This is a genomic window from Sinomonas soli, from assembly GCF_054782415.1.
The window spans coordinates 383,260-405,104 of the sequence record NZ_BAAGSN010000011.1; the positions used below are offsets into that span (position 1 = coordinate 383,260).

Annotated in this window: 18 protein-coding genes; 4 read left to right on the plus strand and 14 right to left on the minus strand. The window is 71.7% G+C overall.

Annotated features, from left to right (window positions below):
• Nucleotides 1-2: 2 nt before the first annotated feature.
• From ftsW to dinB, 11 genes are all read right to left on the minus strand, one after another.
• Nucleotides 3-1,400 (minus strand): putative lipid II flippase FtsW, encoded by a 1,398-nt coding sequence (gene ftsW, locus ACYVKZ_RS11620; RefSeq protein ID WP_460992395.1) that lies wholly within the window; start codon nt 1,398-1,400, stop codon nt 3-5.
• Nucleotides 1,401-1,403: 3 nt separating this feature from the next.
• Complete coding sequence (gene murD / locus ACYVKZ_RS11625) at nt 1,404-2,996, minus strand: UDP-N-acetylmuramoyl-L-alanine--D-glutamate ligase (RefSeq protein WP_460992396.1); 1,593 nt, start codon at nt 2,994-2,996, stop codon at nt 1,404-1,406.
• Nucleotides 2,993-4,102: a phospho-N-acetylmuramoyl-pentapeptide-transferase gene (gene mraY / locus ACYVKZ_RS11630; RefSeq protein ID WP_460992397.1), complete on the minus strand. Its 1,110-nt coding sequence runs from the start codon at nt 4,100-4,102 to the stop codon at nt 2,993-2,995. Before mraY ends, murD begins: the two co-directional genes overlap by 4 nt.
• Nucleotide 4,103: 1 nt before the next feature.
• On the minus strand, nt 4,104-5,603 hold the full coding sequence (locus ACYVKZ_RS11635; protein WP_460992398.1) for a UDP-N-acetylmuramoyl-tripeptide--D-alanyl-D-alanine ligase: 1,500 nt from the start codon (nt 5,601-5,603) through the stop codon (nt 4,104-4,106).
• Complete coding sequence (locus ACYVKZ_RS11640) at nt 5,600-7,285, minus strand: UDP-N-acetylmuramoyl-L-alanyl-D-glutamate--2,6-diaminopimelate ligase (RefSeq protein ID WP_460992465.1); 1,686 nt, start codon at nt 7,283-7,285, stop codon at nt 5,600-5,602. Before ACYVKZ_RS11640 ends, ACYVKZ_RS11635 begins: the two co-directional genes overlap by 4 nt.
• 106 nt (nt 7,286-7,391) lie before the next feature.
• Nucleotides 7,392-9,176 (minus strand): peptidoglycan D,D-transpeptidase FtsI family protein, encoded by a 1,785-nt coding sequence (locus tag ACYVKZ_RS11645; RefSeq protein ID WP_460992466.1) that lies wholly within the window; start codon nt 9,174-9,176, stop codon nt 7,392-7,394.
• A gap of 157 nt (nt 9,177-9,333) precedes the next feature.
• Nucleotides 9,334-9,978 (minus strand): hypothetical protein, encoded by a 645-nt coding sequence (locus ACYVKZ_RS11650; RefSeq protein ID WP_460992399.1) that lies wholly within the window; start codon nt 9,976-9,978, stop codon nt 9,334-9,336.
• The gene (gene rsmH / locus ACYVKZ_RS11655; protein WP_460992400.1) at nt 9,975-10,976 is read right to left on the minus strand and encodes a 16S rRNA (cytosine(1402)-N(4))-methyltransferase RsmH; all 1,002 of its coding nucleotides are present in this window, start codon (nt 10,974-10,976) and stop codon (nt 9,975-9,977) included. Before rsmH ends, ACYVKZ_RS11650 begins: the two co-directional genes overlap by 4 nt.
• Before the next feature lie 154 nt (nt 10,977-11,130).
• Entirely contained in the window at nt 11,131-11,562 is a 432-nt protein-coding gene (gene mraZ, locus ACYVKZ_RS11660; protein ID WP_307115059.1) for a division/cell wall cluster transcriptional repressor MraZ, read from the minus strand.
• A 577-nt stretch (nt 11,563-12,139) separates the two neighbouring features.
• The gene (locus ACYVKZ_RS11665) at nt 12,140-12,499 is read right to left on the minus strand and encodes a DUF3040 domain-containing protein (RefSeq protein WP_307006355.1); all 360 of its coding nucleotides are present in this window, start codon (nt 12,497-12,499) and stop codon (nt 12,140-12,142) included.
• Between the two features lie 213 nt (nt 12,500-12,712).
• Complete coding sequence (dinB, locus tag ACYVKZ_RS11670) at nt 12,713-13,921, minus strand: DNA polymerase IV (RefSeq protein WP_460992467.1); 1,209 nt, start codon at nt 13,919-13,921, stop codon at nt 12,713-12,715.
• 133 nt (nt 13,922-14,054) lie between these two features.
• Here dinB and ACYVKZ_RS11675 point away from each other — a divergent pair, with 133 nt between their 5' ends.
• The gene (locus ACYVKZ_RS11675; RefSeq protein ID WP_460992401.1) at nt 14,055-14,633 is read left to right on the plus strand and encodes a hypothetical protein; all 579 of its coding nucleotides are present in this window, start codon (nt 14,055-14,057) and stop codon (nt 14,631-14,633) included.
• A gap of 18 nt (nt 14,634-14,651) precedes the next feature.
• Nucleotides 14,652-15,761: a polyprenyl synthetase family protein gene (locus ACYVKZ_RS11680; RefSeq protein ID WP_460992402.1), complete on the plus strand. Its 1,110-nt coding sequence runs from the start codon at nt 14,652-14,654 to the stop codon at nt 15,759-15,761.
• A gap of 98 nt (nt 15,762-15,859) precedes the next feature.
• Here ACYVKZ_RS11680 and ACYVKZ_RS11685 read toward each other — a convergent pair whose 3' ends face one another.
• Nucleotides 15,860-16,213, minus strand: a complete 354-nt coding sequence (locus tag ACYVKZ_RS11685) for an Rv2175c family DNA-binding protein (RefSeq protein WP_066497409.1) — start codon at nt 16,211-16,213, stop codon at nt 15,860-15,862.
• Nucleotides 16,214-16,423: 210 nt separating this feature from the next.
• On the opposite strand from ACYVKZ_RS11685, the gene ACYVKZ_RS11690 reads away from it, so the two are divergent.
• Both ACYVKZ_RS11690 and pknB read left to right on the plus strand, forming a co-directional pair.
• The gene (locus tag ACYVKZ_RS11690; RefSeq protein WP_460992403.1) at nt 16,424-17,584 is read left to right on the plus strand and encodes a lytic transglycosylase domain-containing protein; all 1,161 of its coding nucleotides are present in this window, start codon (nt 16,424-16,426) and stop codon (nt 17,582-17,584) included.
• A gap of 76 nt (nt 17,585-17,660) precedes the next feature.
• Nucleotides 17,661-19,631: a Stk1 family PASTA domain-containing Ser/Thr kinase gene (pknB, locus tag ACYVKZ_RS11695; RefSeq protein ID WP_460992404.1), complete on the plus strand. Its 1,971-nt coding sequence runs from the start codon at nt 17,661-17,663 to the stop codon at nt 19,629-19,631.
• 40 nt (nt 19,632-19,671) lie between these two features.
• Here the strand turns inward: pknB and ACYVKZ_RS11700 are convergent, their stop codons facing one another.
• Entirely contained in the window at nt 19,672-21,066 is a 1,395-nt protein-coding gene (locus ACYVKZ_RS11700) for a class II 3-deoxy-7-phosphoheptulonate synthase (protein WP_460992405.1), read from the minus strand.
• 34 nt (nt 21,067-21,100) lie between these two features.
• Nucleotides 21,101-21,823 carry a lysophospholipid acyltransferase family protein gene (locus tag ACYVKZ_RS11705; RefSeq protein ID WP_460992406.1) on the minus strand — a complete coding sequence of 241 codons (723 nt, stop codon included), beginning with the start codon at nt 21,821-21,823 and terminating at the stop codon, nt 21,101-21,103.
• Nucleotides 21,824-21,845 lie beyond the last annotated feature (22 nt).

A 21,845-nucleotide genomic window follows, 5' to 3' on the forward strand; every position in this document is an offset into this window, starting at 1 on the left:
GACTAGGTGCTGGCCTTCCGCTGGGTGTGATGCTGCGCCGTGGTGCCGCGCGGCGGTGGGGCCGCCGGTGCAGGCCGCGGGGCAGGTCGGGCCGCGGCCCTCCCCGCGGCCGCGGGCACCTTGGCGGCCCTCGGGGCCGGACGCCGGCCCGCGGTGCCCGGGCGGTCGCCCTGGGCCGCCGTGCGGCCGGGGCGCCGGGCCCGCACGGGGCGCATGTCCTCGCGGGCCAGGGACAACACTACGCCGATCGCGCAGAGGCAGCTCACGAGGGCCGAGCCGCCAGAGGAGATGAACGGCAGCGGGACGCCGATCACCGGGGCGATCCCCGTGACCATGGCCATGTTGATGGCGGCCTGGCCGAGGATCCACGCCATGATGGTGCCGCCGAGGATCCGCGGGAACAGCTCCGTCTGACGGGAGACGACGCGGAAGACCGCCACCGCGAGGACCGCGAAGAGGGCGAGGACGAGGAGGGTGCCGAAGAGCCCCAGTTCCTCTCCGAGCACCGCGAAGATGAAGTCGTTGTGCGCCTCGGGGATCCAGCTGTACTTCTGCCGGCTCTGTCCGAGTCCCACGCCGAGCCAGCCGCCCGAGGCGAGCCCCTGCAGCCCGTTCTGCACCTGGTAGCCGAAGTCGCCGCCGTCCGCCTTGCAGAAGTCGGGCTCCTGCCCGACCCAGTTGTAGATGCGGCACATGCGGTTGGGGCTCGTGACGGCGAGGGCGGCAGCGCCGACCACCACGAGCACGCCCGAGGCCACGAAGAGCTTGGTCGGCACCCCGGCGTAGAACAGGGCGGCGACCACCACGAGCAGGATGACGAGGGTGGTGCCGAGGTCATGGCCCCAGATGACGAGGCCGGCGATGCCGAAACCCACGGGGGCGACGGGGACGAGCGCGTGGCCCCAGCGGTCGAGCAGGTCCGCCTTCTTGTTCAGGATCGTGGCCATCCAGAGGGCGAGCAGGAGCTTGGCGAACTCCGAGGGCTGGAGGCTGAAGCCGGCGATGTCGATCCAGTTCCGGTTTCCGAGCACGCGCCGGCCGACCAGCTGGACGAGCACGAGCAGCACGATCGTGGTGCCGATTCCGGGCCAGGCGAGGCGCTTCAGCCATCGCACGTTGATGCGCGAGAGGACGAACATCCCCACGAGGCCCACGAGGCCGAACAGCGCCTGCTTCAGCGCCGCCGTGTAGGGGCTCTCACCCGCGGCGATGCTCTCGACGCTCGAGGCGGACAGCACCATCATGATGCCGATCGCCGTCAGCGCGAGGGTGGCGCCGAGGATGAGGAAGTAGCTCGTGCCGCTGCTGGCCGAGTCCGGCCGCGCGATCCGCCGCCAGAAGGCGAGCGGTGCGCGCAGGAACCGTGCGGGGGGCCGCTGCTCCTGGGCTGGACTCGCCATCTGCTACTCCTCGGTCGTCTCTCCCCGGTCCCTGCTGGGTCCGGCCCCGTCCCGGGCGAGCGCGTGCACCGCCTCGACGAACGCCGTCCCACGGTGGGCATACGAGTCGAACTGGTCCATGGACGCCGCGGCGGGCGCCATCAGCACGGTGTCCCCCGGCCCCGCGTGCTCAGCGGCGAGCCGGACGGCCGCGGCCATCACGTTGCTCCCCGCCAGGGCAGCGCCGGCGGACTGGTCCCCACCAGTCTGGCCCGGGTCGACGCGGTAGACGGGGACATTCGGTGCGTGTCGCGCGAGCGCCCCGGCGAGCTCGGAGCTGTCGCGCCCGATCAGCACGACGCCGCGGAGCCGGGGCGCGTGCTCGGCGACGAGCTGGTCGTAGCCCACGCCCTTCGCGAGGCCGCCGGCGATCCAGACGACGTGCCCGAAGGCGGACAGCGAGGCCGCTGCGGCATGCGGATTGGTGGCCTTGGAGTCGTTGACCCAGGCCACGCCTTCGATGTCCGCGACGGGCTGGATGCGGTGGTCGCCGGGCTGGTAGGCCTGCAGGCCCGCCTTCACGGCAGCGGGCTCGACGCCGTAGGCGCGCACGAGGGCGGCGGCCGCGAGGGCGTTGGCCACCATGTGCCTGGGCGCGACGGGTCCGAGATCGGCCAGCGCACCCAGTTCCGCGGCGTGGTCGCGGCGCTCCTCGATGAAGGCCCGGTCGACGAGGAGGCCCTCGACGACGCCGAGCATGCTCACGGCGGGGGTGCGGGTGGTGAATCCGACCGCCCGGCATCCCTCGACGACGTCCGCCTCCTCGACCATGCGCTCGGTCTCGATCTGCTCGGCGTTGAAGATGCACGCCTTCTGCGTGTTCTCGTAGACCTTCGCCTTGTCGGCGAGGTACGCCTCGTAGGAGCCGTGCCAGTCGACGTGGTCCTCGGCCACGTTCAGGACCACCGACGCCACGGGAGAGAGGGAGCTCGCCCAGTGGAGCTGGAAGCTCGACAGCTCCACAGCGAAGACGTCGTACTCGACCGGTTCCCGGATGGCGTCGAGGATCGGCGTGCCGACGTTGCCGACGGCGACGGCGGTCAGGCCGGCGGCGCGCAGCATCGACTCCGTCATGCCGACCGTGGTCGTCTTGCCGTTCGTCCCGGTGATCGCGAGCCAGTCGGCCGTCTTCTTGCCCCGCCGGGTCCGCACGCGCCAGGCGAGCTCGACGTCGCCCCACACCGGGATGTCCCTGCGTTCCGCCTCGGCAAGCATCGCCTGGTCCGGCCGCCACCCCGGCGACGTCACCACGAGTTCGGGCCACTCGCCGTCGACCTGCGGAAGGCGCGCCACCGCGTCCGGCCCGAGCAGGACGTCCTCGGCGCCGACGATCCGCAGGGTCTCTGCCTGGGCCTCGGCGCGCTCGGTGACGGAGGCGTCGACGACGACGACACGCGCGCCGAGCTCGATGAGGGTGTCGGCGGCCGCGAAGCCGGAGACGCCGATGCCGGCGACGACGACGCGCAGCCCGGACCAGTCAGCGTCCCAGGAGGTGAGGGAGGCGAGCCGGGCCGCGGTGGCCGAGTCAGGGGACGACTTCTCCGAGAACGATTTCACAGTCCAGCCACCCACTCTGCGTAGAAGACAGCCAGGCCCCCTGCGACGCAGAGCCCGGCGAGGATCCAGAAGCGGACCACCACGGTGACCTCGGCCCAGCCCTTGAGCTCGAAGTGGTGCTGCAGCGGTGCCATCTTGAACAGCCGTTTGCCCTTGGTCGCCTTGAAGTAGCCGACCTGGAGGATCACCGAGAGCGTGATGAGCATGAACAGGCCGCCGATGATGATGAGCAGCAGCTCGGTGCGGGAGAGGATCGCGAAGCCCGCGACGGCCGCGCCGATCGCCAGCGACCCCGTGTCCCCCATGAAGATCTTGGCCGGCGACGTGTTCCACCAGAGGAACCCGACGAGGGCCGCGCTCATGATGGCGGCCAGCAGCGCGAGGTCGAGCGGGTCCCTGGTCTCGTAGCACACGGACCCGATCACGCGGGCGGAGCCGCAGGCCTGGTTGCTCTGCCAGATGCCGATGATGGTGTAGGCGCCGAACACCATGATCGAGGCGCCCGCGGCGAGGCCGTCCAGGCCGTCGGTCAGGTTCACTCCGTTGCTGGCGGCCGTCACGATGAGGTTGGACCAGATCACGAAGAGGATGGCGCCCAGGACGGTTCCGCCGAACGCCAGGTCGAGCCAAGGGATGTCCCGCAGGAACGAGATGTGCGTCGACGCCGGGGTCAGGCCACGGTGGTCCGGGAACTGGAGGACCAGCAGGGAGAACGCGATGCCCACGAGGCCCTGCCCGATGAGCTTCGCCCGCGCGCTGAGGCCGAGGCTGCGCTGCTTGGTGATCTTGATGAAGTCGTCGAGGAAGCCGACGAGGCCCATGCCCACCATCAGGAACAGCAGCAGGGCCGCGGACGCCGTGGGGCTGGTGGCCCCGGGGTTCATGAGCCACGTGATGAGGTGCGTGAGGTAGTACGCCACGACCGAGGCCAGCACGAACACCGCGCCGCCCATGGTCGGGGTCCCGCGCTTGGTGTGGTGCGTCGTGGGGCCGTCATCCCGGATGAACTGGCCGTATCCGCGCTTGACGAGCAGGCGGATGAAGAGCGGGGTCCCCACGAGCCCGAAGAGGAGGGCGAGGCCGCCGCCGATCAGCAGTGCGATCACGTCAGCTCCGTTCCTGGATGTCCGCGGTGGCCGGCTGCTGCGCCAATGCTATCCGATCGCCCAGGGCACCCAGCCCGACGCCGTTGGACGACTTGACGAGGACGAGGTCGCCGGGGGCGAGCTCCTCCTCGAGCAGGGCGTAGGCCGCCTCGGCGTCCTCGACGAAGCTCGTCTCGTCGCCCCAGGAGCCCTCGTTTACCGCGGAGATGTACAGCGGGCGGGCCTCGCGGCCGACCACGACGAGCCGGTCGATGTTCAGGCGCACGACCAGGGTGCCGACGGCCGTGTGCGCGGCGATCGACTCGTCGCCGAGCTCGAGCATGGCGCCGAGGACGGCCCATGTGCGCCGTCCGCGGCCCAGGTCGGCGAGCGTCTGCAGCGCGGCGCGCATCGACTCGGGGTTGGCGTTGTAGGCGTCGTTGATGACCGTCACGCCGTCGGCGCGCTCGGTGCGCTGCATGCGCCAGCGGCTGCCCGGCCCCTGGGCCGAGAGCGACTCGGCGATCTGGTCGAGCGGGACGCCGGCCGCGTGCGCCGCGGCGGCTGCCGCGAGCAGGTTCCCCGTGTGGTGCGCGCCGATGAGGCGGCTGGCGACGTGGACCGGCGCCTGCGTGCCCACCGACAGCTCGAACACCGGGGAGCCGCCGGCATCGACCGACGCCCCATGCGCCGCGACGACGGTCCCCCGCTCGGCGTAGGCGAGCGCGGCCTCGGGGTGGGCCGTGAAGAAGACCGGCTGCGCCACGGTCCGGGACACCATGGCCCGCACGCGGGGGTCGTCCAGGTTGATCACGGCGGTGCCCTCGGGGGCGAGCGCCTCGACCATCTCGCCCTTGGCCTTCGCGATGTTCTCCACGCCGCCGAACTCGCCGGCGTGCGCCGTCCCGACGATCAGGACGACCCCGATGTCGGGCCGCACCATGTCTGCGAGGTAGCGGATGTGGCCGATGCCGGTGGCGCCCATCTCGACCACGAGGTAGCGGGTCGTGAAGTCCGCGCGGAAGACCGTGAGCGGCACTCCGACCTCGCCGTTGTACGAGCCCTGCGGGGCAACCGTCCCGACCGGCGTGGCCGAGCCGGCGGCGGTGGAGCGGAAGATTCCGGCCAGGAGGTCCTTGGTGGTGGTCTTGCCGGCGGAGCCGGTGATCCCGACGACCGTGAAGTCTTCGCCGCGCTCTGCCCGGGCCGCGCGGATCCGGGCCACAGCGGCGGTGGCCAGGGCGCCCATGGCGAGCACCGCGTCGGGGACCACGACGCACGGGTAGATGGAGCCGTCGTCGTCGGAGACCTCGCGCTCGCACAGCGCGAGGGTCGCGCCGGCGCGGAAGGCCGCGCCGACGAACGCGTGCCCGTCGGCGTGCTCGCCGGGCTTGGCCACGTACAGGGAGCCGGGGCCGGCCTCCCGTGAGTCGGTCACGACGGTGGTGGGGACGATGGCGGGGTCTGCGAGGAGGCGCCCGCCCGTGATCTCGGCGATCTGCGCCGCTGTGAACTCAATCATTGCGCATCGGACTCTAGTGCGTCGGCACCCGCTGAGGGGAATCCCGGGTGTTCCTGGACCAGGGGGCGGCCATGGTCGGCGAGGGCAGTGCGCAGTTCGAGCCGGTCGTCGAGCACGAGGTTCACTCCCTTGACCTCCTGGTAGGACTCGTGCCCTCTCCCGGCGACGAGGATCACATCGTCCTCGGCCGCGAGCGAGACCGCGTGGCGGATGGCCTCCGCCCGGGGCGCGACCTCGTCGATGCGGCGGCCGAGGCCGTGCTCGGCTGCCTCGGCGCGCGCCCCGGCGAGCACCTCCGACCGGATGGCGGCGGCGTCCTCGTCGTGCGGGTCGTCGTCGGTGACGACGACGATGTCGGCGCCGCGCGCGGCGACCGCACCCATGATGGGGCGCTTGCCCTGGTCCCGCTGGCCGGTAGCACCGAACACGACGATGAGGCGCCCGGGCCCCGGCGGGCGGACGGCGTCGAGCGCGCGCTCGAGGGCGTCGGGGTTGTGGGCGAAGTCGACGACGGCGGTGGGGGCCGTCCCGATCAGCTGCATGCGGCCCGGCACCTCGATGGTGAAGGGGTCGGTGTCGAGGGCCGTCTGGACGTCGCGGACCGTGGCGCCCGCGGCGAGGACGAGGAGCGCGGCCAGCGCCGCATTGGCCACGTTGAAGCCGCCGGGCAGGCCCGAGCGCACGCGCAGCACGGTGCCGTCGGTGCGGCGCAGCTCGAAGGCCGTGCCCACGCCGGACCGGCGGGGATCCACGACCGTCCAGTCCGCCGCGTCCGCCCCCTCCCCCGGCGCTGCGGCCTCGGTGCGGAGGGTGGTGACCGGGATCGGAGCCTCGGCCGCGAGGCGGAGGCCCCACGCGTCGTCGACCGTCACGACGGCGCGGGTGGCGCGCTCCGATGTGAAGAGCCGCGCCTTGGCCGCGTAGTAGTCCTCCATCGTGCCGTGGAGGTCGAGGTGGTCCTGGGTGAGGTTGGTGAAGCCGACGGCGTCGTAGCGGACCCCGTCGACCCGGCCGAACTCGATGGCGTGCGAGGAGACCTCCATGGAGGCCGCGTCCACGCCCTTCTCCCGCATCACCGCCAGGAGGGCGTGGACCTCCGGGGACTCGGGCGTGGTGAGCCGGCTCGGGATGGGCTCTCCCCCGGCCGAGATCTCGATCGTCCCGATGAGCCCCGTGCGGTGCCCCAGGGCGCGGAGGAGGGCATTGGCGAAGTACGTCGTGGTCGTCTTGCCGTTCGTCCCGGTGACGCCGAGCAGGGTCAGGGCCGCCGTGTTCCGGCCGCCGTGCGTGCCGTAGACGAGCGCCGAGGCGCCGCCCACCGCCGCGCGCGGGGCGTCCAGGACGAGGATGGGCACCTCGACGGACGATTCCGAGAGCGCCAGCTGCTGGGCCCCGTCGGGATCGGTCACGATGGCCACAGCGCCGGAATCCACCGCCTGGCGGGCGAAGTCGGCGCCGTGGCGCGAGGCGCCGGGCAGGGCGAAGTAGAGGTCGCCGGGGAGCACCGCGCGCGAGTCGATGGTCACGCCGGTCACTGCCGGCGCTTCCTCGAGGCCGTCCTGGGGCAGGCCGAGGAGCGCGGCGATCTCGGCGAGGGGCACCGGGTCGACGTGTGCCGGGCGTAGGGCCGGGGGACTGTCCTGCTGGGTGCCCCCCGGGGAGGCACTCCTGCCCGTGGGCATGGGCTGCTCGCTCACGTTCACCTTCATCGATCGGGATTCCAACTCTATAACGCCCGTTCCGGGCGCCGCCGTGGGGCGGCGCCCGGAACGGGCCGTCGTCACGTGCTCACTTGGCGTACTGGGGCAGCTTCGCGGGGGTCCCTGTGGACGGCGGCACGCCGTACTTGTGGAGCGTCTGGCTCATCACCGAGCGGAAGACGTCCGCGTTGCCGATGCCGAAGATGTCGCCCTTGGGCCGCTGGATCACGACGGCGACGATATAGCGCGGGTCCTCCATCGGTGCCATGCCGATCAGCGAGGACGTCACGCCGTCGTACCCTGGCACCCCGTCCTCCCTGGGGGCCTCCGAGGTGCCCGTCTTGGCGCCGACCCGGTAGCCATCGATGGCGGCGGGCTTGACCTCCCCCTCCGTGACGTCGCTCTCGAGCATCTGCTGGACCTGCAGTGCTGTGTCCTTGCTGACCACCTGCGTCGGCGGGGCCGTCTGCGGCGAGGTCGCGTGCCCGTTCTGGTCGATGTACCCGCTGATGAGACTGGGCTGGACCATGACGCCGTCGTTGGCGATCGCCTGGTACGCGCGGACGGTCTGCAGCGTGGACTGGGTCACGCCCTGCCCGAAGAGGATGGTGTACTGCTGGCGGCCGTCCCATTCCTGGGGAGTGTGCAGGACGCCCAGCGCCTCCCCGGGCAGGCCGACGTCCACCGGCTGGCCGATGCCGAACTTGGTGAACCAGTCGTAGCGCTGCTGCGGGGAGAGGGCCTTGCCTGCCATGACGGTGCCTGTGTTCATCGAGTAGCCGAGGATGCCCGCGAGCGTGCGCTGCTCCGTGCCGTGCGTGAAGGCATCCGCGAACGTCTGGCCGTCCACGGTGTAGGTGGGAGGGATCGTGTACTGCGAGAGGGGGTTGGCCTTGCCCTCCTGGATGAGCGCCGCCATGGTGATCGTCTTCTCGACCGATCCCGGCTCGTACGCAGCGGTGACGGCCCGCGCGCCGCGGTCCTTCGCTGCGGTCTTGCCGGGGTCGTTGGGGTCGACCGAGTTTGAGTCCGCCATGGCGAGGATGTGTCCGTTCTTCGCGTCCATCACGATCGCGATGCCCCACTCCGCGCTGTACTTGTCCGTCTGGGTCTGGATCGCCTGCTGGGTGAAGTACTGGAGGTCGGAGTCGATGGTGAGCTTGACGGTCTTGCCGTCCTGGGCCGGGGTGAGCTTGTCGGTGGCCACGGGGATGCGCAGGCCGTCGGCCCCGATCTCGTACTCGCGGGAGCCGTCCTGGCCCTTGAGCACGCTGTCCTGGGTCTGCTCGAGGCCGGCGAGGGCGGTGCCATCCGAGCCGACGAAGCCCACGAGGTTGCCGCCCACGGCGCCGTTGGGATACACGCGCTGGGTCACGCCCTCCGAGAGGATCCCGGGGAAGCCGATGGCCATGACCCGCGCCTCGGTGTCCGGAGTGACGTCGCGGGCCACGTAGTTGAAGGGCTTGTCGCCCGTGATGGCGGCGGCAACGTCGGCAGCGGGCTTGCCCACCGCGTCGGCGAGCTGCTGGACCGCTTGGTCCCGGGTGATCGTGACGATCTTCTTGGTGCCGTCCCCCGCGTCGACGCGCTGCTCGAGCTCGGTGAAGTCCTTGGATGAGGCGATGCGCTGGTCGACGGTGATGTTGTAGCGGACCACGCTCGAGGCGAGGACGGTCCCGTTCATGTCGACGATCTGGCCGCGTTCGGCCGGGAGCACCGTCTTCTGCAGACGCTTGCTCAGGGCCGCCTCCGCGAGGCCGCCCACGTCCATGCCCTGGACGAGCACGAGGCGGCCGCCGATGAGCATCAGCAGGGCGAGCATGGCCGCAAGGCCCAGACGGAGCCGGCTCGTGGCCCGGCGGGTGCGCCGCAGCGGCCCGTCATCGCCCTTGCGCGGGCCGCCGCGCGTCTGCCTGCCCTGTGTGTCGGTGCTCTTCGCTGCCACGTGTGTCCCTACGCTTCCCGATCTCCCTGCTGCTGCGCTCGGCCGCACCGGTCCCGCACTGGCACCGGGCCGCTGGGCCGCGAGGCTACTGGCCCGGCGTCTTCTGCGCGGGAGCCGGGATGGAGCCGCCGTGGAGGTCCACCTTCGCGGCGGGCTTGTCCGCCGGCTTGGCGGCCGGGGCGTTCGAGGCCGTGGAGGCCGCTGCCCCGGGCGCGAGTGCGTCCTTGGTCGTCGCTGCCGGCGCGGCGGAGAGCTGGCCGGGAACGGCGGGCGTCGCGATCGTGGCACCCTGGGGGGCACCCTTCTCCGCCGCCTTGGCATTGCCGGTCACCGCGAGCGTCTTCAGGTCGATCTGGCCATTGGACGTCGAGGCGACCATTCCATATTGTGCCGCCCGCGCGGCCAGATTCTGGGGAGCCTCGAAGTTCTGGACCTGCTGTGTCAGCTCCTGGTTCTGCTTCTGCAGGCTCAGCTGGTCGTTGCGCAGCTGCACGAGCTGGTACTGGCCGGTCGAGACGGACACATTGAGCACGAGCACGGCCAGCAGGGCAGCGGCGAGGACGCCGAGGCAGAAGATGGCGAAGGGAGCACGACGGCGCACGGGCGCCGTGCGGACCACCGACAGGGGCGCTCGGCGCGGCGCCGCGGACGGGGCGTCCCGCCGGGGTGCCGCCGTCGTGAGGGCGGACGTCCCGGCCACCGCCGCCTTCCGCTGTGCTGCTGCGCTCATGTTCCACTCCTTGCCCTGATGCGTTCCGCCGCGCGGAGGCGAGCCGAGGCTGCGCGGGGGTTCTCCGCGATCTCGGCTTCCGTCGGCACTTCTGTTCCCTTGGTGATGATCTTCAGTTCGGGTCGGTGCTCCTCGAGCTCCACGGGGAAGCCGGGAGGCGCCGTCGACCGGCTCCGGGACTGGAGGGCGGCCTTGACGATGCGGTCCTCGAGCGAGTGGTAGCTCATGACCACGATCCGGCCGCCGAGGGTGAGGGCGCCGATCGCCGCTGGGACGGCCCGCTCGAGCACGTCGAGCTCCTCGTTGACCTCGATCCGCAGCGCCTGGAAGGTGCGCTTGGCTGGGTGGCCGCCGGTCCGGGCAGCGGCCGCGGGGACCACCGCGCGGATCGCCTCGACGAGCTGGCCGGTGGTGGTGAAGGGCTGCTTCTGGCGCTCCGCGACGATGTTCTTCGCGATCCGGCCAGCGAACTTCTCCTCGCCCCACGAGCGGATGATCCGGATGAGGTCCTCGACGCTGTAGGTGTTGACGACGTCTGCGGCGGTCGGGCCGCGGCTGGTGTCCATGCGCATGTCGAGCGGGGCGTCGTAGGAGTAGGCGAATCCGCGCTCGCGCTCGTCCAGCTGCATCGAGGAGACACCGAGGTCCATGAGGATGCCGTCGGCTCCGGGCAGGCCCAGCTCCTCGAGCACCTCGGGGATCTCGTCGTAGACCGCGTGCACGAGGCGCGCGCGCTCCCCGAACGGGGCGAGCCGGGCGCCGGCGAGCGCGAGGGCCTGCTCGTCGCGGTCGATCCCGACCAGCGTCGCCGTCGGGAAGCGTGCGAGGATCGCCTCGCTGTGGCCGCCCATCCCGAGGGTCGCGTCCACCACCACGGGAGTCCGCCCCGCGGCGATCGCGGCCTCGACGCCGCCGGACAGCAGCGTGACGCAGCGTTCGAGCAGCACCGGGACGTGGCGGTCGGACGTGGGCCTGTCCTGCTGGTCGTCGTTCGGCATGGTCCACTCCTCCCGTGCATGCGTCTCGTCTGGAGCGGATGCTCCGGGTCCGGCTGGTCCAGATCCCCCTCCGCGCCGGTCTGCCGCCTGGCTCCGGGGAAGGTGAGCCAGGAAGCGTTGCGGGGCGGCTGGAGATCTCGGCCAGCCAGCGGGATCAGACGATCCCGGGTATGGCGTCGTCGTCGGTCTCCGAGAAGGCGGATTCCTTCTCGGACAGGTAGTCCTCCCAGGCCTGGGCGTCCCAGATCTCCGCCCGGGTCCCCACGCCGATCACGGCCAGGTCCCGGTCCAGGCCTGCGTACTTGCGCAGGTTCTGGGGGATCGTCACGCGCCCCTGCTTGTCGGGCACCTCGTCGGAGGCCCCAGACAGAAAGACCCGGAGATAGTCACGCGACTGACGCGAGGAGATAGGGGCTTCCCGCATCTGCTCGTGGACCCTCTCGAATTCCTTCTGGCTGAAGACGTAGATGCAGCGCTCCTGGCCCCGGGTCAGAACCAGCCCCTCGGCCAGTTCGTCTCGGTACTTCGCCGGGAGGATGAGTCGCCCCTTCTCGTCCAGACGCGGCGAATAAGTACCGAGCAACACCGGCACCACCACCCGTCTGCGCGAGGCTGAACGTCCCTATCCGCCACTTCCCTCCAACATCCCCCACTTTACTCCACAGTCCTCCCCCGTCAACGCGACACGGCCCCCATGTCGCACCATCTGTACAAGGAACTCCCCCGCGTTCATGCGGATCTCCGCCGTGGGGGCGCGGTGGAGGGCCGGTGGAGGGATGTGGGCATCCGGTGGGGCTCAGGGGCGGCCGGAGGGCACTGCGGCGGGCGGGGCTGGCCGCCGCGAGAGGCGCAGCCGGCCGCCGAGGGACCAGCGGGGAGCGAAGTGGAGCCCGGGGAGCGAAGTGGAGCCCGGGGAGCGAAGTGGAGCCCGGGGAGCGAAGTGGAGCCCGGGGAGCGAAGTGGAGCCCGGGGAGCGAAGTGGAGCCCAGGGAGCGGAGTGGAGCCCAGGGAGCGGAGTGGAGGAGCCCGTGGGGCGCCAGGACACGACTGTGCCCCGGAACCGTGGAGTTCCGGGGCACAGTCAGGCCGTCAGGCGGGGCGTGGCTCTGGAGTCGCTGGGGCGCCTCGACGCGGGGACCGGCACGCGGTCCGGGTGGGACGGGTCAGCTCTCGTCCCTGCGCCGCTCCTCCCACTGGGCCTCGAGCTTGCGGAGGAACCCACTGCTCGTCCGCTTCGAGCCGCCGGAGCGGAGGCGGCGCCCTGGCCGCCTGAGGGTTCCGTAGTAGACGCTCCCGCCCATCAGCAGGAAGCCGAGGACCCCCACGAAGATGTTCTGGATGCTCACTCCGACCAGGAGGACGAGGATGCCCGCGATGACGCCGAGGACCCCGAGCACAATGTGCTTGGTCGAGAACGTCTTGAGGGCATCGGCGCCCATGGAATCGGCGAACTTGGGGTCCTCTTCGTGGAGCTGCTTCTCAAGCTGCTCCAGCATCTTCTGTTCGTGCTCCGAGAGAGGCATGGCGACTCCTTCACGCATGCAGATGATGGACGGCCTCCATCATCTGCACCAACGCATTGAACCAGCCGCGGGTTCCCCTGACCGACGAGCCGCTGCGACCCGACCCCAGATGGACTTCCCAGCCGACTCACTGCACCCAATATTTCGAGGTTCCTTAAGGATATGACGTCCGGGTAGGTTCCAAAAGGGAGCCCGGTGCGTCGCGGGCGCCGCTCACTCCCGAGCGGTGTGCCCGTCCCGCTGGGGGCCGGTACTCCGCTCCCCGAGGAGGCGCGCCGGCCGGACCATGCCGGAGCCGAACCGCTCGGACACCCGGTCGAGGGCCTCCTCGGCCGTGCGCCAGTTGTCCTCGGTGCGGTCCAGGCTCAGCTGGCGGGGCGCGCCGGCCGACCGGGAGAGCCGTTCGCCCCGCAGGCCGATGAGCCGGACCGGAAGGGGCCGCGGGCCGAGGGCTGCGAGGAGCTGGCGCCCTGCGCTGTAGAGGTGCTGGGCGCTGTCGGTGGGAACAGTCAGGGTGTGCGAGCGCGCGAGGGTTGAGAAGTCCGAGTACCGGAGCTTGAGCGCGACCGTTCCCGCGGCGACCCCCTGGCCTCTGAGTCGTCCGGCGACGCGGTGGGCCAGCCGCAGGAGCTCGGCGTGCAGTGCGGCGTCCTCCGCGACGTCGACGGCGAAGGTCTCCTCCGCACCGATGCTCTTCTCCTCGCGTGCGGGCGTCACGGCCCGCCCGTCGATACCCCAGCTCAGGCGCTTGGCCTGCAGGCCGGTGGCGCCGAGCGAGCGCCGGAGGGTCGAGTCCGGCGTCTGGGCGAGGTCGCCGACGGTGTGGATCCCGAGGCGGGCCAGGACTTCCCGCGTCTTGCCTCCGATCCCCCAGAGCGCCCCCACGGGGAGCGAGTGGAGGAACGGCACCGTGTCCTCCGGGCGGACCACGAGCAGCCCGTCCGGCTTGGACCGGGTCGAGGCGATCTTGGCCACGAACTTGGTCGAGGCGACCCCGACCGAGGCCGTGATGCCCAGCTCCGACCGGATGCGGGCCTTGATCTGGGCGGCGATCTGCTCGGGCGCCGCGCCGAGGCGCCGCACGGCTCCGGAGACGTCGAGGAAGGCCTCGTCGACGCTCAGCGGTTCGACCAGGTCGGTGAAGTCCGCGAAGAGCCGCATGAGCTGCCGCGAGACCTCGTAGTAGAGGTGGTGCCTCGGCTCCACCACGATGGCACCGGGACAGCGCCGCAGCGCGATGAGCATCGGCATGGCGCTGCTGATGCCGAAGGCCCGTGCCTCGTAGCTCGCGGACAGGACCACGGACCGTTCCGCCGGGAATCCGACGATCACGCGGCGCCCCCGCAGCTCGGGCCGCTCGCGCTGCTCGACGGCGACGAAGAAGGCGTCCATGTCGACATGCAGGATCCCGCGGCGCCGCATCTGGCCCAGGGGCTCCTCGCCGGGGCCACCACCGTCCGTTCCCACCGGTCCATCGTAGGCGGCGGAGGCTCCGCGCCGGGCCACTAGACTGGGCGGGACCTTGCAGCAGAAACGAAAGGCAGACACCAGGCGCATGGCGAACATCACCGGGAGGAACCGACGGCTCGCAGGGGCCACCGCGCTCATGGCCACCGCGCTCGCGGTGGCGGGCTGCGGGGGCCAGACAGGGAGCGCGGCGCAGAGCCCGGCTCCGGCGGGCTCTGCAGCGGCCACCGCCTCGCCGTCGCCGTCCTCGACGGTGACCGGGCGGGCCACGGCGTCCGCCTCGGCCGCGAACGCCACCGTGAGCGCCATCGCGCCGGGCTTCCCGGCCCAGACGCTTCCGCTCATGCCCGGGGCCACGGCTCTCGCAACGAGTTTCGATGCCTCGGCGTCGCCCGCCGTCGCCTCCCTCGTCGCGGGCAGCAGCTCGGCCTCGGCCCCCGAGATGCTCGACTACTACACGAAGACCCTCACCGGCGAGGGGTTCACCGCCGTGCCGGCCGCGAGCGCCTCGTCGAGCACCTCGGCGTCGATGGCCGCCGCGGGGACCCTCGTGCGGGACTTCGTGCGCTCTAACGGCTCGGAGACCGCCACGGTCACGGTCGTCACCGCGAACAAGCAGGCGGTCGCGACCGTGGGCGTCTCGGTGGCGCCCTCGTCGCTGAAGTAGTCAGCGGACAGGGACACGGTGAACGAGCAGCGAGCCGGCGCCGGCGCGGGCGTCGAGGAGGAGCAGGCCCGCTACCGGGATGCCCTCGAGGCGGAGCTGCGCTCCTTCCTGGACCGCCAGCGGTCGGTGATGGCCGGGGTCTCGGCGGACGTCGCTGCCCTCATGGACGCGATCTCCGGCCTCGTCTCGGGCGGCAAGCGCCTCCGCGCGCTGCTCGGCTACTGGGGCTGGCGGGGGGCGGGCGGTTCCGAGCTCGCGGCCGAGCCGGTGCGCGCGGGGGCCGCCCTCGAGCTCTTCCAGGCCGCGGCCCTCATCCACGACGACATCATCGACCGCTCGGCCACCCGCCGCGGTGCCCCGAGCGTGCATGAGCGGTTCACGGCGCTGCACGCCAAGTCGGGCTGGGCGCTCGATGCAGCGCGCTTCGGCCACGCCGCGGCGATCCTCACCGGCGACCTCTGCCTCTCCTTCAGCGAGGAGGCCTTCACCGCGGTCGGGCCCGCGGCCGGGATCGGCACCCCAGGGCGCCGGATCTTCAACACGATGAGGGCCGAGGTCATGGCCGGGCAGTACCTGGACATCCTCGAGGAGGTCGCTGGTCCGACGCGCCCGAGGACGGAGGCGGTGGCCCGGGCGGGCACGGTGATCAGGTACAAGTCGGCGAAGTACTCCACCGAGCACCCGCTCGGCATCGGAGGGGCGCTCGCCGGAGCCGACGAGGCCCTGCTGGCGGCCTACTCCGCCTTCTCGCTCCCGCTCGGCGAGGCGTTCCAGCTCCGGGACGACGTGCTGGGGGTGTTCGGCGATCCGGCCGCCACGGGCAAGCCCGCCGGCGACGACCTCCGCGAGGGCAAGCGGACGATGCTCGTCGCGCTCGCGCTCGACACGGCCGACGGCGCGGCGGCGGCAGAGCTCGAACGCGGCCTCGGGCGGGGCGACCTCGACCTCGACGAGGTCGGCAGGCTGCGCGACATCATCAGCTCCACGGGCGCCCTCGACGCCACCGAGCGGCTCATCGACAGGCTGGCCGGGGAGGCGTTCAGTGCCCTCGCGCGACTGGACGTCGGCCCTGTGGTCAGCGCTGCGCTCGAGGCCCTCGGCAAGGCCGCGGTGCGGCGCGCCTCCTGACGGGCGGCGTGCCCTGAGGGACAGCTCGGGCCCCGGACCCGCTCCGCCTGGGCGGACCGGCTCCGGGGCCTGGACCCTGGCCTGCGCCGGGGGTCCGGCTACCAGGCCAGAATCTGGGCGCGTCGCCGGATCTCGGTCTTGCGGCCCTCGCGGAGCGCGTCGATGGGACGGCCACGGAGGGACTCGTCGGGCGTGAAGAGCCAGGCGATCAGCTCCTCGTCGCTGAAGCCGGCGTCTGCCAGGACGGCAATCGTGCCCTTGAGGCTGTCCACCACGTGGTCGCCGTCGAGGAACAGCGCCGGGACGGAGCGGATCTTCCGCTCGCCCACGCGCGCGGCGACGAGCGCGCGCTCGTCGATCAGGCCATGCACCTTGGTGACCGGCAGTCCCAGCCGCTCCGCGACGTCCGGGAGGGGCAGCCATTCAGACACCAGGTTCTCGATATCACTCACGCCACCAGCGTGCCACGGCCCGGGCCGCTCCACCTAGTCGGCGCAGGCAGCGGCGGGGCACCTCCGGCGCCTTGTACCTCGCGCCGAATCGTGAGAGATTCACATCGGTCACTTAAGTAACACCAGTCAAATTAATCACACAGGCACCATCACTGAATTTACAGCCGCCATCACACGAGTGACATCACCCCGGCTCAAGGAGGTCGACCGATGAGCACGTCCGGAAGCAGCGGGAGCGCTGCCGCCAAGCCCAGCTTTCCCCTCGTCGCGGCGACGACGGCGGTCCTCCCCGCCGTGGCCCTGTCCTCGCTCGCGCTCGCCGCGCCCGCCTCAGCTGCGCCCGTGGAGTCCGTCGCCCAGTCCGGCGCCCTCACAGGGGCCGGCGCGCGCACCGCCGTGCAGGCCGCCGTCGTGCCCGCGGCCGAGGTGCCCACGATGGTTCCGAGCCGGCTCGCCCCGGCCAAGGCCGGGCCCGGCCAGAAGTACACGGTGCGAGCCGGAGACACGGTGACCGCGATCGCCGGGCGATTCGGACTCAAGGTCCCCGACGTCCTGGCCCTGAACCACCTCACGCCGACCACGATCATCTATCCGGGCCAGCAGCTGCGGCTCACCGGCGGATCGGCCGCACACGGCTCCGCCGCGCCGTCGTCCTCTCCGGCGAAGCCCGCACAGGGGGCGAGCGCAGGCAGCTACACCATCCGGCCCGGCGACACCCTCTACGGGATCAGCGCCCGCCTCAAGGTGCCGCTGGGAAGCCTGCTGGCGGCCAACGGGCTCAGCCTCACGAGCATCATCTACGCGGGCCGGACCCTCAGGCTCCCGGCAGGGAAGGCCGAGCCGGCCGCCGCCATCACGCAGGCGTCCTCGGGTAAGCCCAAGCCGCTCGTGGAGGACACGTTCTTCGGCTTCAAGTACCCCGACGCCGTGGTCGCCTCCGCCAACGAGAACAAGCGACTCCTCAACGCCGCGCCGGTGCCGAGCAGGGCGGCGATGAAGCAGATCGTCGCCGACACGGCCCGCCGCATGGGCGTCGACCCGGCGCTCGCCCTGGCGGTCGCCTACCAGGAGTCGGGGTTCAGCCAGCGTGCCGTGTCCCCGGCAAACGCCATCGGGACCATGCAGCTCGTTCCCACGTCGGGGCAGTGGGCCTCCGACCTCGTGGGCCGCAGGCTCAACCTGCTCGACCCGCACGACAACGCCACCGCCGGGATCGCCATCATCCGTGCCCTCCTGCGGACGAGCAAGGACGAGGACACCGCGATCGCCGGCTACTACCAGGGCCAGTACTCCGTGGCGAAGCACGGCATGTACAAGGACACCAAGCAGTATGTGGCCGCGATCAAGGCGCACCGGAAGACCTTCAGCTGACGGCGCTGCCCCGCGGCCGCTCCGGGCCCCGGGGCGCCTCGGGCGTCCGCCGCGGGCGAGCGCTTAGGATCGTGGGGTGAACGGAAAGCTGAGCGATGGGCTCGTCGGATCGCTCGTCGGCGGCCGGTACCGCGTTGCCGCGCGCCTCGCCATGGGCGGCATGGCGACGGTCTACCTCGCCACCGACACGAACCTCGACCGGGACGTCGCCCTCAAGGTCCTCCATCCCCATCTGAGCCAGGACCCCGCCTTCGCCGAGCGCCTCGAGCAGGAGGCCAAGGCCGCGGCCCGGCTCTCCCACCCCCATGTGGTCGCGGTCCTCGACCGCGGCCATGACGGGGACGTCTTCTACCTCGTGATGGAGTACGTGCCCGGCCGCAACCTGCGCCAGCTGCTCGACGAGCACGGCGCCCTGGCACCGCGGCAGGCCCTCGCGCTCATCGACGCCGTGGTCGACGGGCTCGCGGCCGCCCACGCGGCAGGCCTCGTCCACCGGGACATCAAGCCCGAGAACGTGCTCCTGGGGGACTCGGGGCAGATCAAGGTCGCGGACTTCGGGCTCGCCCGGGCCGTCACCACCTCGACCACCAGCGGTGTCACGATGGGCACCGTCGCGTACATCGCCCCGGAGCTCGTCCAGCGCAGCGGGGGCGACGAGCGCAGCGACCTCTACTCGGTCGGAATCATGCTCTACGAGCTGCTCACCGGCCACCAGCCCTACCGCGGGGACCTGCCGGTCCAGGTCGCGATGCAGCACGCGACCCGCGATGTCCCTCCCCCGTCCGACCTCCTGCCCGGCCTCTCCCCCGAGCTCGACGAGCTCGTGCAGTGGGCGTGTGCGCGGGATCCGGAGGACCGCCCGGTGGACGCCGAGGCGCTCCTGGGCGAGATCCGGCACATCCGCACCCACCTCAGCGACGCCCAGCTGGACCTGCACGCGGCGCAGACCCAACACCTCCCCCATCCCGCGCCGGGGCACACCGAGATGCTCCCGGCCGGGCGCACCGAGGTGATCGCCTCCACCGCCCAGCGCACGAGCGTCATCCCCGCAGGCCCCGCCACGACGGCCCGCGAGCAGCGCCGCCGGGACCGCGAGGCCGCCCGCCGCACCGCCGCCGCGGCGGCGACCCCGACCCGGACGCTGGGGCCCGGACGGTCACGGCGCCGCGGGGCCCTCTGGGCCGCCGTCATCATCGTCCTCGCGGTCGTGGCCGCGCTGGCGGGTTGGTTCTTCGGCGTCGGCCCCGGCGCGGCGGCGACCGTCCCACCCGTCAAGGACCTCACCGTGGACCAGGCGCGGCCGCTCTTCGACCGGGCCGGGCTCTCCTTCTCCACCCAGGACGTCTTCGACGACACGGTCACGACCGGGCTCATCGTGGACTCCACGCCGCCTCCGGGGACCCAGATCCGGAAGTTCCAGGGCGTGAGTGTCCTCGTGTCCAAGGGCCCGCAGCTCTTCCCCCTCGAAGATCTCAGGGGCAAGTCCCTCGACGATGCGAAGGCGGCCATCACCGCGGCGAAGAACACCGTCGGCGCCGTCAAGGAGGCCTACGACGACACCGTGCCGGCCGGGATCGTCCTGTCCCAGGACCCCGGGTCCGGGACGCCTCTGCGCCACGGCTCCACCGTGGCACTGATCGTGTCCAAGGGCCCTCAGCCGATCCCGGTGCCCCGTGTGGTGGGCATGGCGCAGTCTCAGGCACTCGCCGCGCTGCGCGCCGCCGGGCTCGATCCCCAGGTCTCCTCCGACGAGGTCAACGACCGGACGATCCCCAAAGGCTCCGTCGCCGCCCAGGACCCCTCCCCCGGCGCAACCCTGACCAAGGGCGGCGCGGTCACGCTCACCGTGTCCAAGGGCCCCAGGATGGTGCACGTCCCCAGCTTCGTGGGCAAGCAGGTGGGCCAGGCCACCGATGCGCTCAGGCAGCTCGGGTTCGACGTCCGCGTCGAGAACATCCTCGGCGGATTCTTCGGCACCGTCCGTGCCCAGGATCCGGTGGACAAGGACGTGCCGGAGGGCAGCGTCGTCACCCTCACCGTCGTGTAGCGGGGCGCCGGCCTCGGCCGGCGCCCCGCCGCACACAGGATCAGGCCCGCTTGGAGAGCGCCCCCGCCACGAGGAAGGCCATCTCGAGGGACTGCATGTGGTTCAGCCGCGGATCGCACACCGACTCGTACCGGTCCTCGAAGGCCGCCTCATCGATCGGGTCGGAGCCGCCGAGGCACTCTGCGACGTCGTCGCCCGTCATCTCCATGTGCAGGCCGCCCGGGACCGTTCCGAGCGCCTGGTGCACATCGAAGAAGCCGCGGACCTCGTCCACGACGTCGTCGAAGCGGCGGGTCTTGTAGCCGTTGCGGCTCGTGACCGTGTTCCCGTGCATCGGGTCGGTGACCCAGAGGACCTGGGCTCCGGACGCCGTGACCTTCTCGACGACCGGGGGCAGCTTCTCGCGGATATTCTGGGCGCCCATCCTCGTGATGAACGTCAGCCGGCCCGGTTCGCGCTCGGGGTCGAGCCTGTCGATGAGCCGCAGGGCGTCGTCGCCCGTCGTCGAAGGACCGAGCTTGACGCCGATCGGGTTGCGCACGCGGGAGAGGTAGTCCACGTGGGCGTGGTCCAGTTCCCGGGTCCGCTCGCCGATCCAGAGGAAGTGCGCGGACGTGTCGTAGGGCAGGCCCGTGCGCGAGTCGATGCGCGTGAGCGCGCGCTCGTAGTCCAGCAGCAGCGCCTCGTGGCTCGCGAAGAACTCGACGCGCCTGAGCGCCTCGAAGTCGGCCCCGCACGAGTCCATGAACTTGATCGCGCGGTCGATCTCGCGGGCGAGCGATTCGTAGCGGGCGTGGGCGGGGTTCTCCGTGAACCCCTTGTTCCACGTGTGCACAAGGCGCAGGTCGGCGAAGCCGCCCTGCGTGAACGCGCGGATGAGGTTCAGGGTTGACGCCGAGGTGTGGTAGGCGCGGAGCATCCGGGCGGCGTCGTGCGCGCGGGACTCGGGCGTGAAGTCGTAGCCGTTGACGATGTCGCCGCGGTACGCCGGGAGGGTCACGCCGTCCCGCGTCTCCGTGTCGGAGGAGCGGGGCTTGGCGAACTGGCCGGCCATGCGGCCCATCTTGATCACGGGCAGCTGGGCGCCATAGGTCAGCACCACTGCCATCTGCAAGATGGTCTTCACACGCGCGCTGATCCGGTCCGCCGTGGCCGCCCCGAAGGTCTCGGCGCAGTCGCCTCCCTGGAGGAGGAAGGCCTCGCCGCGGGCTGCGGCCGCGAGCCGCTCGCGGAGCAGGTCCACTTCGCCGGCGAAGACGAGCGGCGGGAGGATCGACAGCTCCGCGATCGCCGCGCGGAAGACGTCCGGGTCCGACCAGGACGGCTGCTGCGAGATCGGCAGGGAGCGCCAGTTGTCGAGGCCGGGGTAGTCGGCGGCGCCGCTCTGTGCGGTGCTCGTGAATCGGGCCGCGGGCGATACGGAGAGATCAGTCACGGTCCAAGGCTATGCCAACAGCCCGGCGCCGCGCTTATGCGTCGGCCGGGGGCTCGCCCGCCCGCTTCTGCGCCGCCTCCTGCGCCAGTCTGGCCTTGACATCCGCGGCGTACGCGTCGACGTACTCCTGGGCGGACAGCTGCTGGATCTGGCGCATGATCCGGGTCGTGACCTCGCGCTGGACGGCCCGGTCGTCGGCCTGGCCGTAGAACTCGGAGAAGTCCATCGGCTGGCCGACGATGATGCCGACCCGCCGGATGGAGGGGATGCGCTGGCCGATCGGCTGGACCTTCTCCGTGCCGATCATGGCCACCGGGAGGACCGGCACCTGCTTCAGGAGCGCGAGCCGGGCCACGCCGACCTTGCCGCGGTACAGGCGCCCGTCAGGGCTGCGCGTCCCCTCGGGGTAGATGCCCAGCAGCCCCCCGCCCTCGAGGATCTGGGCGCCGGCCTCGAGGGAGGCCGCGGACGCCTCGCCGCCGGAACGGTCCATCGGCAGCTGGTTCGTGTAGCGGAAGAACGCCGCCGTCAGCCAGCCCTTGAGGCCGCGGCCGGTGAAGTACTCCTGCTTGGCGAGGAACACGACCGGACGGCGGACCATGAGGGGCAGGAAGATGGAGTCGGAGAACGAGAGGTGGTTCGAGGCCAGGATGGCCGCACCCCGCGCCGGGACGTTCACGAGCCCCTTGGTCCAGGGCCGGTACAGCAGCTTGACGAGGGGACCGATGAAGATCTGCTTGAGGATCCAGTAGACCACGCAGGTCCTTCCGCCGTGGGAG

Coding starts and splice junctions, on each gene's coding strand:
- ACYVKZ_RS11640 (WP_460992465.1), bottom strand. CDS start 7,285: ATGCCCACGGGCAGGAGTGCCTCCCCGGGGGGCACCCAGCAGGACAGT.
- ftsW (WP_460992395.1), bottom strand. CDS start 1,400: ATGGCGAGTCCAGCCCAGGAGCAGCGGCCCCCCGCACGGTTCCTGCGC.
- rsmH (WP_460992400.1), bottom strand. CDS start 10,976: ATGCCGAACGACGACCAGCAGGACAGGCCCACGTCCGACCGCCACGTC.
- dinB (WP_460992467.1), bottom strand. CDS start 13,921: ATGCGGCGCCGCGGGATCCTGCATGTCGACATGGACGCCTTCTTCGTC.
- ACYVKZ_RS11675 (WP_460992401.1), top strand. CDS start 14,055: ATGGCGAACATCACCGGGAGGAACCGACGGCTCGCAGGGGCCACCGCG.
- ACYVKZ_RS11650 (WP_460992399.1), bottom strand. CDS start 9,978: ATGAGCGCAGCAGCACAGCGGAAGGCGGCGGTGGCCGGGACGTCCGCC.
- ACYVKZ_RS11690 (WP_460992403.1), top strand. CDS start 16,424: ATGAGCACGTCCGGAAGCAGCGGGAGCGCTGCCGCCAAGCCCAGCTTT.
- ACYVKZ_RS11665 (WP_307006355.1), bottom strand. CDS start 12,499: ATGCCTCTCTCGGAGCACGAACAGAAGATGCTGGAGCAGCTTGAGAAG.
- ACYVKZ_RS11635 (WP_460992398.1), bottom strand. CDS start 5,603: ATGATTGAGTTCACAGCGGCGCAGATCGCCGAGATCACGGGCGGGCGC.